The organism is Candidatus Jordarchaeum sp. (genome assembly GCF_052745115.1).
Genome location: NZ_JBRAKS010000109.1, coordinates 1 through 11,542, shown reverse-complemented (window position 1 = coordinate 11,542; position 11,542 = coordinate 1). Strand labels below are relative to the sequence as shown.

Annotated in this window: 12 protein-coding genes; 4 read left to right on the top strand and 8 right to left on the bottom strand. The window is 40.6% G+C overall.

Annotated features, from left to right (window positions below; genetic code table 11):
- Positions 1-447: 447 nt before the first annotated feature.
- From ACUVXA_RS09475 to ACUVXA_RS09465, 3 genes are all read right to left on the bottom strand, one after another.
- Complete coding sequence (locus ACUVXA_RS09475; RefSeq protein WP_445871013.1) at positions 448-1,659, bottom strand: radical SAM protein; 1,212 nt, start codon at positions 1,657-1,659, stop codon at positions 448-450.
- A 177-nt stretch (positions 1,660-1,836) separates the two neighbouring features.
- Positions 1,837-2,301: a single-stranded DNA-binding protein gene (locus ACUVXA_RS09470; protein WP_445871012.1), complete on the bottom strand. Its 465-nt coding sequence runs from the start codon at positions 2,299-2,301 to the stop codon at positions 1,837-1,839.
- Between the two features lie 276 nt (positions 2,302-2,577).
- Positions 2,578-3,378: a winged helix-turn-helix domain-containing protein gene (locus tag ACUVXA_RS09465; RefSeq protein WP_445871011.1), complete on the bottom strand. Its 801-nt coding sequence runs from the start codon at positions 3,376-3,378 to the stop codon at positions 2,578-2,580.
- Between the two features lie 120 nt (positions 3,379-3,498).
- Here ACUVXA_RS09465 and ACUVXA_RS09460 point away from each other — a divergent pair, with 120 nt between their 5' ends.
- From ACUVXA_RS09460 to ACUVXA_RS09445, 4 genes are all read left to right on the top strand, one after another.
- Positions 3,499-4,248, top strand: coding sequence for a DUF169 domain-containing protein (locus tag ACUVXA_RS09460; RefSeq protein WP_445871010.1), 750 nt, complete (start codon positions 3,499-3,501; stop codon positions 4,246-4,248).
- Between the two features lie 109 nt (positions 4,249-4,357).
- Complete coding sequence (locus ACUVXA_RS09455) at positions 4,358-4,816, top strand: DUF3795 domain-containing protein (protein WP_445871009.1); 459 nt, start codon at positions 4,358-4,360, stop codon at positions 4,814-4,816.
- 257 nt (positions 4,817-5,073) lie between these two features.
- A complete protein-coding gene (locus ACUVXA_RS09450; protein ID WP_445871008.1) occupies positions 5,074-5,415 on the top strand; it encodes a hypothetical protein in 342 nt (113 codons plus the stop codon).
- A 129-nt stretch (positions 5,416-5,544) separates the two neighbouring features.
- The gene (locus tag ACUVXA_RS09445; RefSeq protein WP_445871007.1) at positions 5,545-6,849 is read left to right on the top strand and encodes a thiolase family protein; all 1,305 of its coding nucleotides are present in this window, start codon (positions 5,545-5,547) and stop codon (positions 6,847-6,849) included.
- Positions 6,850-6,900: 51 nt separating this feature from the next.
- On the opposite strand, the gene ACUVXA_RS09440 is transcribed toward ACUVXA_RS09445, so the two are convergent.
- From ACUVXA_RS09440 to ACUVXA_RS09420, 5 genes are all read right to left on the bottom strand, one after another.
- Positions 6,901-7,413, bottom strand: coding sequence for a DUF3368 domain-containing protein (locus ACUVXA_RS09440; RefSeq protein WP_445871006.1), 513 nt, complete (start codon positions 7,411-7,413; stop codon positions 6,901-6,903).
- Positions 7,410-7,715, bottom strand: coding sequence for a UPF0175 family protein (locus ACUVXA_RS09435; protein WP_445871005.1), 306 nt, complete (start codon positions 7,713-7,715; stop codon positions 7,410-7,412). Before ACUVXA_RS09435 ends, ACUVXA_RS09440 begins: the two co-directional genes overlap by 4 nt.
- A 72-nt stretch (positions 7,716-7,787) precedes the next feature.
- Positions 7,788-8,969 carry a trans-sulfuration enzyme family protein gene (locus ACUVXA_RS09430; protein ID WP_445871004.1) on the bottom strand — a complete coding sequence of 394 codons (1,182 nt, stop codon included), beginning with the start codon at positions 8,967-8,969 and terminating at the stop codon, positions 7,788-7,790.
- 94 nt (positions 8,970-9,063) lie between these two features.
- Entirely contained in the window at positions 9,064-10,695 is a 1,632-nt protein-coding gene (locus ACUVXA_RS09425) for an AMP-binding protein (protein WP_445871003.1), read from the bottom strand.
- Positions 10,696-10,883: 188 nt separating this feature from the next.
- Positions 10,884-11,351, bottom strand: a complete 468-nt coding sequence (locus tag ACUVXA_RS09420) for a hypothetical protein (RefSeq protein WP_445871002.1) — start codon at positions 11,349-11,351, stop codon at positions 10,884-10,886.
- Between the last annotated feature and the right edge of the window lie 191 nt (positions 11,352-11,542).

Below are 11,542 nucleotides of genomic sequence, written 5' to 3'. Positions count from 1 at the left end.
AACCCGATGATCTGGTAAGGCTTCTCAAAAGGGAAGCATAAGGCTTTGAGGGTGTAGAAAGCGTGTCACCGCAGCCTCGGAAAGTGTTCATGAAGGTGAAAGAGACCATTCCAAACCTCGAAGTGTACAAAAGACTTTTTATGCCCTGATTCTGATTTTGAAAAAGGCTCCCTTAAGCAAAAAGGCAATATTCAACCTAATAGAATCTTTACAGCGGACATTAACATTATCCTTTATCGAATATGACATCTAAAAACGGATAAAACTGAGGAAGCTATTAAAAAACTCGTCGAAATTCTAGAGCAATGAAAACCGCAACCACACAGACATATGCAGTTCACGTTACTCATCTCATTTACCCCGCTTAGATATCACACACGTTAGATAAAAATAAACGAAAAGAATATTTCCTAATTTTCTAAATTGTAATTTTTATTGCTCTACTATTTAGGGACCTATGTGTCCACGGCTTGTTTGAACAATCACTTTCTTCAGTCCTGCTGCTTCCAGTGTCTTTTTTACCTTTTTCATTTCTTCGGGTGTTGGTTGGATAATGTCTCTTTTCCTGAATTCTGGTCTATAATCTAAGCTGCACACCTGGATTTCGGGATCGATACTCGCTATTTTTAATCCCATTTCGTAAATCTCATCTAGGTCAGGGTGAATGAATTTATTATAGGGGATTCCCACCCCCATGAAAACTTTTTCTGGATAATAGTTGTCCGATATATATTCTACTGCTTCCCAAGAGGTTTTCAGATACCTTTCAGCCAATTCTCTGTCCTCAATGTTAGTCAATTTCTGAAAGGTTTCCACTCTCAAAGCCTTTAGGTCAGGACCAATGTCCGTAACCCCTGCCTTCATGAGGTCATCTATACGCTCCTCTGTCAGTATGGTGGCGTTCGTATCTAGGTGGAGCCTGGATTTCGAATCACGGTTTAGCAGTTTCAGTTCCTTAAAAAATTCCACGAGCCATCTGTGGTTTAGTGTTGCTTCTCCCCCACTTATAGCCATTCTGTCAACGCGGAAACGTTTACGCACATAAGTGAGATTCGCAGCGGCTTCCCTAGGTGTTAATGGTAAACCGGAACTGTTATAGGTAACGTGATAGTTTTGGCAGGTTCCGCAGCGCAGATTGCAGCCCGCAGTGAAAGCCGCTACCTCAATGTAACCTACGCTCATTTTGAGCCAGTAGGGGGTTCCCACACCACCCACACTATGGGGAGAAAATCCCTCCACTATCCTGAAAGGAGTTCTTCCCTCAACATTTGTTTGGATTACCATGCCATCTTCGACACCAGTGTGGCAGGACGGTTTTAATGCGTCATTAATCACTAGGGAGCAACTATAGCATCCCCCCGTGAGGCATGGCGCAAAAAACGCGTCTTCTCTAGGAAATCTTGTGAACCGATATCCAAGGAGTTCAAGCGCCTTTTTGACCGTAATTCTTTCTGGCACTTCAAATTCTGAACCATTAACCATTATTCTGACTTTTCTTCTCGGCTCACGGTCAACTAATTTTTTTCGAGCGGCTTCGGGGCAAGCATGGAAGCAGGCCTCACAACCAATACAGAAATCAGGACTTGGACATTGAACAATAGTTTCACAGAATCCGCAATGTACACATTTGTTATTATCCTTGGTGTACTTTATGAACATCTGTTTCCTCCGAGTATAATCTTCATCGTATCTATTTATTTTACCATGAAAAACTTTAGATTTTCGTCCTTTGTCTAAAACGCGTAAGCGTATGGGGGTTTTTTTAATGGTTTTGGAATATTAAGATATAAATCAACTCTTGATTGTTAAAATTAAAAAATTGAAGAAGGAAGCAGACTAATATCTTCTTTCTCTTCTTCTATCACTTCTATATGGTCTAGATCCACCATATCTGGGACCCGAACCACCATATCTTGGTCTAAAACTTCTTTCTTGCTCGTATACTTTTTCTGAGAGATTGTTTTCGCTGTTTACCTCAAAGTCTTCGCTTTCCTCGATTTCCTCAAGGTTTCCGTACCTACCGATATTCAATCTTAATGAGCCCTTGAAAACCGTGGTGTAACCGTTGTTGAGTTTATAAGTGTGGCCATCTTTTATCTTATCTATGTCTTCGTTCCAGAGTGTTATTAGAATACTTCCCGTACTATCACCCACTAGGGCTTCGGTGACCCTCAGGGTTTCGCCAGTCTTTTTTGAAACAACTTCTCTCTCGTCATTAAGGGATTCGACTTTAAATTTTACGTTTATGCTTTTAAGACCAGGTCTCAAACTCTCAACAATAAAATCTTGCGCTTCAGCCATTTTGTTTCATCTTTCTAAACAAGCTTTCTATAGAAAAAAAGTTTAAAAGCTGATATCAGCTCTAATCATTTTTCTATGCTTTCAAATGAAACAATTCTTGTATTTAAATTTTTTTAATAAGAAATTTTACAAATTGCAGAGTATAATTCTGAAAAATATCTTTCCATTAGAAAGATTTTAAAGCGGAAGAAATGAGATTGAGGATTAAAACATTCACCATTCTGCTGTGTTTCAGTTTTGACAAATATTTCTTGAAAAAATCGTTATTTGTAAATTTTATATTATACCTAATTTGGTTTGGGAACTTTGATTTTCTCCAATTATATCCCTTAGTTCATATGAGAATCTTAGAGCCCTTAATCCTTTGATAGTGATTAAATATTTACCCTGAGGCTTCTCCTGAGCAACGTAGCCTGCCTGGATGAGGCTATTTAGGTGGAATTGAAGATGTCCCCCCTTTATGCCGATTTGACGTTCTAACTGGGAAAAATTCTTTCCACCTTTCCCAAGGCTTATCAGAATCTTTAAACGTGTAACATTAGATAGGGGTGCCAATAAATCACATATTTCCTCCTCTTTAATCTCCTCGAAACCAGACCAACTCTTAGGCGAGTAAAGTTCTTTGGTAAACTTCGCGGAAACTTCTTGGGTATTTTCTAATAATTCCTCCAGGGTCTTAAAATTGGATATGGCGTTTCTGAAACATTCTTCGTTCGGACATTTTATCTCCTTACAATGTCTCGTTGCGGCATCAACATGGTATCTTACTTGTTCTATTGCGGAGCGGGTTCCCTGTTCCATAAAAGCCCGAAGCACCATGGAGGATGCTTTTTCAACTCGTCTAGTGCACCAGTCCATAATGCTACACTCTGGGTCCCGCTCTCTTAGGAACTTATCCATGTTTTCATTTGTTTTCAGGGTCAATTTGGCTAAACACTCTTTTTCAATTTCTCTCCTCGTTACTGTTTCCAGAGTAGTTTTCATGTAGAGAATTAGGTCCTGTAAATTTGTGATGTTTTTGTTAATTTCTATCAATTTTTGTCCGATTTCCGCGATTCTTTTCTCAGTGTTGCTCATTCACGGTACTCTCCGGTGCTATATTTGAGTGTAGTACTATATAAATATATATTAAATTCAATAAATTTATATATAACGTGAGAACAAAGTAATTCACTCTTTTAAATAGGTTGTGATACTGTGAGTGTAGATACCAAATTAGAAAGTTGGAGGAATATTGGAAAGTCTCTAGAGGAACTACTGAGGCCTCACACCTATCCACTAGCAGTAAAATTGGTGAAGAATACTTCTGAATTCCCAGAGGGAACAAGAAGACCCGAGCAAAAAATAGCGGTATGTCAAGCGTTTACCATTAGTCGCAGATATGGATGGACTATGGGAGTAACTGGTGAAGATAGCGGATGCCCAGGTGCAAGCCTAAAATTCGGTTGGGGAAAAATTGCTGACGAAGCCCTAATGTTACAGTTCTACTTAGGGGCGGGATACGTGTCCAGCGAGGCTGCAGCAAAAACGCTCGATAATCATCTGGAAAGTTTAGAACCGGGCAAGTATGGGGGAGTGGTGATATCTCCTCTGGCACGCACAAGAATTATTCCCGATGTGATTTTGGTTTATGGTAACTCTGCTCAGATAATGCGTCTCATTCAAGGAACAGTGTATAAGGAAGGGAAAGCGTTGACAAGCGAGTTCGCAGGACTCGCAGGTTCATGCAATGGAGGGTTCCTACGTGCATTCAACACCGGCGAATATCAAGTGGTGATACCGGGCACCGGGGATCGAGCTTTTGCACTCACCAGCGATGATGAGATTCTATTCGCAATTCCCGCAGCAAAGGCCGAAGAAATAATATCTGGCATGAGGGGTCAACGCGTGGTAAAATATCCAATTCCCATACCTCTAAGAATGCCTCCTGCCTTTCCCGGGCTTTAACGAGATTCGAAGTGTAGGGAGTTCATTAAACTAGTTAAAGCTTGGCACTTGATAATATGATAACAAAGTGAAAAAATTGATTCTTTAAATTATTATGGAGGTGCGTCAAATGAATGTGAATACTAAATTATTGGCTCCTTGTGGTTTGTACTGCGGTGTGTGTGGTATTTACTATGCTGATAAGTATAATATTGAGAAACTAAAACAGAAGTTAGCCCAGAGCTATTTGACAGAACCTGAACAAATCAAGTGTGATGGTTGTTTATCAGATAACAAATTTGTTTACTGTGATTCGTGTCTAATCCGGGATTGCATTCTTTCAAAAGGATTTTCCGGGTGTCATCAGTGTGCAGAATGGCCCTGTGATAAGGTCACGAATTTTCCCTTCGCCCTCGCTAAAGAATATATGCTAAAATCTATTCCCGCTAGAAGGGAACGGACTGATGCAGAATGGGTTGAATGGGAAGAAAAAAATTGGACTTGTCAGGAATGTGGTACTCTAGCATTTAGAGGGGCTAGAATATGTGGAAAATGCAGAAAAGAAATTCCTCCAATTCTTGGAAAATAAAATGAATGTAAATTAAAAACACCAAACAGCCTTATTATAAAATTTTTTTCTATAAAACCGCCCTAGAAAATAAATTTGAAGAGAGAAAATTTTTGTCGTTAATCGATAAAATTTCTCCAGAGGATAGGGAGAAAATTCTTCAGATCAACTGGTGGTCTCACGATGGTAGATGGTTTTTTACACGGGCCAAGAAGTAGGGTTTAAAGTAGGCCAATAAGCTAAATATGCTGGTCAATAAATCAATTGGAAAAGCAGAAATGAAGCGTTTACTGGAAGCACTCAATGTTGACCAAAATAGGGCTGCAGAATACTTTGAGATAATTCAAACAGTATCGAACCTCTATACTAAAGACGTATTTGAGATAAGAGGATTAACTAAAGAGGATGAAACAACCTGGATTTATCGGTTCAAAAACGTTCCGTGCTATGAGGGCACCAAGAAGGCGGGGATTCTAGATTTATACGAGTGTGTCTGTTATAAGAGAGCCGAAGGATGGGCAGAAGCATGCGGTTTAAAAGCAGAGGTCTACATCCGAAAGAGCTTAGTGAATGGAGATGACGAGTGCGAGGTAGTTTTCTCCATTAATAAAGATAAATGAAAGAATCCACCAAGACAAATTCGTATTAAATTAAAAATTTTAATCTCAAGGTTATACTTAATATATAGCATCAGAAAAGTTATTATTATATGAGTGTGGAGAATTAAGGAAAAAAGAGAGAGGGTTTGTATGAAAGAATTAAATGATTGTGTAGTTATCGATGCTATTCGGACACCAGTTGGGAAATCAAGCAGGTACCAAATGGGTAAACTGGGAGGAGTGTTTAGGGAGTGTTCAGCGCAGGATTTGCTTGTTACTGTTCTTCAAAAAATCGTTGAGAGAACTAAAGCTCGATGCCCTGATTTTGACCCTAAAGAAATAGAGGACTGCCATGTGGGTTGTCTGTCCCAAATTGGGGAACAGGGTGGAAACATCGGTAGACTGGCGGTACTGATGGCGGGTTTACCTCAAGAAATTGCTGGTGCAACCGTGGACCGCTACTGCAATGCTGGACTACAAGCCATTAACACGTGTACTAATGCTATAAAGGCCGGTGACGGAGACGTTATGATAGCAGCAGGCGTTGAGTCGATGACTCACTATAGTATGGGCATAACGGTATCGATATGCTCTAGGGTTGAAAATTATCCTGGACCCATCTGGTCGCCGAAGTTCTTGGAATTTGCAAAAGATTTTGTTCCCCAGGGAGAGAGTGCTGAGATGATCTGTGACCGCTACGGATTTACCAGAGAAGAGATGGACCGTTTTGGAATGTGGAGTCACCAAAAAGCAACCAAAGCCATGCGAAAAGAAGATGAATACTCTAAGAGAGTAGTGCCCGTAACCTACCTGAAAAAATTTACCGATGAAAGTATGAAACCCATAATTGATGAAAAAACAGGCAAACAGAAAGAAGAAACGGTTACAGTGACCGTTGACCAAACAGTGCGACCCGAGTATTTAGATGATCCGGAAACTGCTTGGGAACAGCTTTGCCAACTCAAACCCGCTTTCAGACAAAATGGGCGAGTTACCCCCGGAAACTCGTCACAAATTTGTGATGGTGCGGCAGCCACATTACTAATGTCACAAGAAAAAGCTGATGAACTAGGACTAAAACCCATGGCTAGAGTGCTTTCAACTGCGGTTGCTGGAGGTGAACCAAAAATAATGTTGCTCGCACCAATACCTGCATCAAGAAAAGCATTGAAGCGTGCCGGTTTAACAGTCGATGACTTGGACTGCATCGAGCCCAACGAAGCGTTTGCCTCACCCTGCCTCGCATTCTCAAAAGAATTAAACTATGACTATTATGATGAAAGAATTAACCCCACAGGCGGAGCAATAGCCATAGGTCACCCCATAGGAGCCTCCGGCGTCATCTACTTCACTGAAATGGTACACTATTTAAAAAATTATAATAAGAGATACGGACTACAAATGTTATGCGGTGGAGGCGGCGTGGGTATCGCTTCGGTTGTTGAACGAATCTGACCTACAAAATTCCTTTTTTTAACATTTCAGAAGGTATTTTTTTATAATTTTTCAAAAACTATTCAAAGTTGTAATTATTTTACTGTATAGTTCTGTGGAGCATCTCCCCCCTTCCCTAATCATTTTATTTAAATAATCTATTAATTCCTCCTTTGTTATCACGTTCTTTTTAAGGAGGCGAAATAACAGGTATATTGTTCCGTGATTAGAGATTTTTTCCAGATTTGCCATCGCCCGAGCTTCTTCTTCATCCATTAATGCGATTGCTTGTAATTCTTTGGCTAGACTTATTGCCTCTGCGTCTGTGAGGTGTATCTTCGGGTTTTCTAAAAGGTGTTTAGTAAAATCATAATTAGATGGTGTCTTGATTTTGATCACACCTTCTTTTACGGTTTTTTCAATTTTGAATGCGTCAGCTAATCCTCGTTCCTTTCCCTTAGTTACAACCTCCTCATAAACCGACTGGGGAAGATATTTTTCTTCCGGGAGTTCTCTGAGCTTCTCTATCAGGCTCACTCTTGCAAGGTAAATTGAGGGCGTGGCGTTAAAAACTAGGGAGGTCATTGTAGAGCCTTCGTTATGTTTTCTTCAATCATTTTTTCGGATTTTATCCATACAATGTCTTCTTTTCTGACTAAATCCGCAAACTCCCATACAGACATGTCCGCCATTTCAGCTGCCTTAACAAAAGATACTCTCCCTTCTTTTAACAGTTTCAGGGCTTTTTCTTCTTTCCATTTTTTTAAGCCCTCCGCCAATAGTTTCCTAATGGATGCTGACTTTTCTAAAGACTCCTCACGCATAAACATTTCCAGGTCACGTGCCATCTCCTGAGAAATTCTGGAAGAAATAGTTATTTCGGTCATGTTTTTCACTGTATATAATGTATACTATGCAAACATAAATATTTCCGTATCCCCTCTGTTACATTTTTAGTACTATATACCTAATAATGCTTGATCAATATCGTAAATAATGTCTTCGCTGCTTTCTATTCCCACTGATAGTCTTATCATTCCCATGGTTATTCCGGCTTTCGCCAACTCTTCTGGAGGGTGGCCTATGTGTGAGGTTAACACGGGCATGCAGGCTAGTGACTGTACTCCCCCTAGACTCACTGCCCTCAGGATGAGCTGGAATCTATCTATAACGTTTACTGCCGCTTCTAGTCCGCCTTTCACGTCGAATGTTACCATTCCGCCGAAACCATTCATTTGCCGCTTTGCCAGTTCGTGTTGGGGATGGCTCTCCAGTCCCGGATAATAAACCCGGTTAATCTTCTCATGATTTTCCAGAAATCTTGCCACTTCTAGGGCGTTTTTGTTGTGTCTTTCCACTCGTACATCTAGTGTTTTTAAGCCTCTTATTAGAAGATAGGCGGCGAAGGGGTCGATGCAGCCTCCCATGTGAACCATAACCGCTCTAGCTAAGGCACAGAATAAGCTTTTGCCAATTATTACTCCTGCGGTTACATCATCGTGACCCGCTAGATATTTTGTGGCGCTATGGATTACTACATCCACTCCCATTTCTAGTGGTCGCTGATTGTAGGGTGATGCAAAAGTATTGTCAATAACCGATGTTAGATTGTTTTCTTTTGCAATTCTAACCGCCTCCGCGATATCCACTAGAGTTAGAACCGGGTTGGTCGGGGTTTCAAAGTAGAGTACTCTTGTCTTCTCGTTGATCAGTTTTTCGGCTTGACTTATATCCTCAGTATCCACCAAGTGCACCTTAATTCCCATTCTGGGCAATAGGCTTTGGAAAAGGTGTAGAGTACCGCCGTATAGTGTGCGGGTGGCTATAACTTCCTCCCCGGCCTGAACCGAGCTCAGAATGGTGGTGCTAACCGCAGCCATTCCTGAAGAAACCAAAAGAGCGTCCTCGCCTCCCTCGATAGCCGCCAGCTTTTTCTCAGCCACGGTCTGAGTAGGGTTGCCCCATCGGGTGTAAGTGTAACCCTCCTTCAGTCCTTCCTCCACGGATTTGACCTCGTCCATGTTCTCAAAATGATAGGTTGTAGTTTGATGTATAGGAGTAACAACTGACCCAGTGATCTGATCCGGAGTTTCTCCGCCTCTGACACAGCGTGTGGAAAAGCCATACTTCTTTTTATTCAATTCTCTTCTACTCCTTTAAATTAATCTGGGAACAGTAATTTATCAAAAAAATTGGAAATTACCTTTAAGTTTGGGTAATATTTTTTTGGGTTTTCTATTTTAGCATTCTTTTTAGTATTTTTCCAGATCCGCTTCTTGGCAACTCGTTGACAAATTCGATCTGCCTTGGATACTTGTAGGCAGCCATTTTTTTCTTGGCCCACTCCATTAATTTTTCTTCAGTGATTCTCCCCTTATAGTCAGGTCTTATCACTACGTACGCTTTAACGCTTTCACCTTGAATAGGATCCCCTATCCCAACTATGGCCACTTGATATACCGCAGGGTGTTTCTTTAATAATTCTTCCACTTCCGCCGTCCAAACTTTGTAACCGGAAACGATGATCATCTCTTTTTTGCGGCCCACAATATATATGTAGCCGTCTTCATCCATCTTAGCTATGTCACCGGTGAAAAGCCATCCATCTCTCAGTGTGGTCTTGGTTAATTCGGGCTGTTTCCAGTAGCCTTTCATAACCTGCGGTCCCTTGAAGATGATTTCTCCCTCTTCTCCTATGGCTAAATCCTTTTTACCTGTTTCTGCGTCCACTATTTTGGCATCCACATCAAAAGTTGGAATGCCCACCGAGCCGTACTTGGGTTTATCAACGGGGTTTATGGTAACCTGGGAAATGGTTTCGCTCAGCCCGTATCCTTCTATTAGGTCGCAGCCTGTTACTTCTTTAAATTTGTCAAAAACTGGTAAGGGGACTGGTGCTCCCCCAGTGAAACTTAGTCGAAGGGAGCTTAAGTCGTAGTTCTTAACATAGGGATAGGTGCAAACCGCCACATTGATGGGTGCTACGCTTACCCAAACGGTGCACTTGTACTTCTCTATGGCTCCTAGTATTGCTTCTAGGTCGAACCGTGAGAGTAGTACATTGGTGCTTCCTGTGTAGATTGGGCAGTTCATGCTTTCCTGCATTCCGGTAACGTGGAACAAGGGTAAAACAGAAAGGTTAATATCCTCATCTTTAACTTTTGCCCATTTCACTGCACCTATAATATTTACCAAGGTGTTAAAGTGGGTTATCATAGCAGCCTTAGGCACCCCGGTGGTTCCTGACGAGTATTGGAGTAGTGCCAAATCTTCTTTTGGGTCAATATTCACCTTGGGAGCTTTTGCCTCGTACTTTTCTAAAAGGTCGATGAATTCAAGGGTTTCCGGATAGGTTTTTTTCTCCTGCTCCATTGAAATGTGAATGGGAAGGGTGGGTTCTTCAGGCAAATAGTCTCTGAAGCTTGTAACAATTACATTTCGAAGTTTTGTTTTCTTTTCCACCTTTTGAATTGTAGGATACAGATAGTCCAGAGTAATCAGCGTCTCTGTCTCTGAGTCGTTTAATTGTTGCTCTACTTCCATCTCTTTAAGCATGGGATTAATGGGAACCACAATTGCTCCTGCTTTGAGTGCACCGTAATAGGCGATGACGAACTGTGGGCAATTCTCCAAGAATAACCCTACTTTATCACCCTTTTTAACACCAATATCCACAAGTGCGTTGGCGAAGCGATCCGAAAAATCATCCAATTCGCCGAAGGTGACTTCATACCCGTAGAAAATGATACCCTTCTTTTCTGGGAATCTCTTAGCGGTATCCCTAAGAAAACTAAAAATCGGAACCTCAGGATAATCCAAAGACTTGGGCAAACCTTCAGGCCAAGATTTAAACCAAGCTCTCTCCATACCAAACATCTTCTCTAATTAAAAGTTCACTGACTTCAACTTAAAATAATAATCCTATTTAACATTTTTTCATAATAAAAGCTAACTTAAAATGCCAAATCCCATTAAAAATTAGAGTATGCAATTATTCAAAAAATCTTAAACTATACGATTTTTATAAAAAAGAGATGTGCGAGAAGCTCGATACACTATTTCTCTATGACTACGAGTTTAACTATGCAACTGTTGTCTTTGTTTTCAACCTTAAAATTTAAAACGTCGCCAATATTTAGAGAACTAAATAAGCCTGTCATGAAAACACCTGCGATGCACATTGGACAGCTTTCATACCCGATAATTTTTCCGTATTTAGCCATATCGAGGTACATGCAATCAAATAATTTCAGAGTAAAACAGCTATCTACTATCTCCAGCTCCAATTTTTCCGGATCCGATATATCCCCAATTTTCACAATTCTTTTTATATCCTCTAGGAATCCCTCGCCATTCATGGAGAGAGTTTTACCTGTAAACTTTTGGAATATGCTGTCTAACATGGGAGCCAATAGTCTAGAGGTTTGGCGTCCAAGCAACACGGGATTAATTCCCATCTTGTCCGCAGCACTGAGTAACATGCCCAGAATTATGGCATTATACTCTGGATTAAATTTCACCATTTAAATCATCACACTTTAATTATTCGAAAATTTCAGTATACGTAGAAAAAGGGGTGAGATACTAAAAGTATAGTTTTAAACTAATATTAATTAGGACTAGCTTTCCCATTGTAGTCCTCACTTGATTTATAACTTATTTTTACCGTAAACGGGAAGTATACGTTGGCCACCCAACCTTTAAATCGATGCAA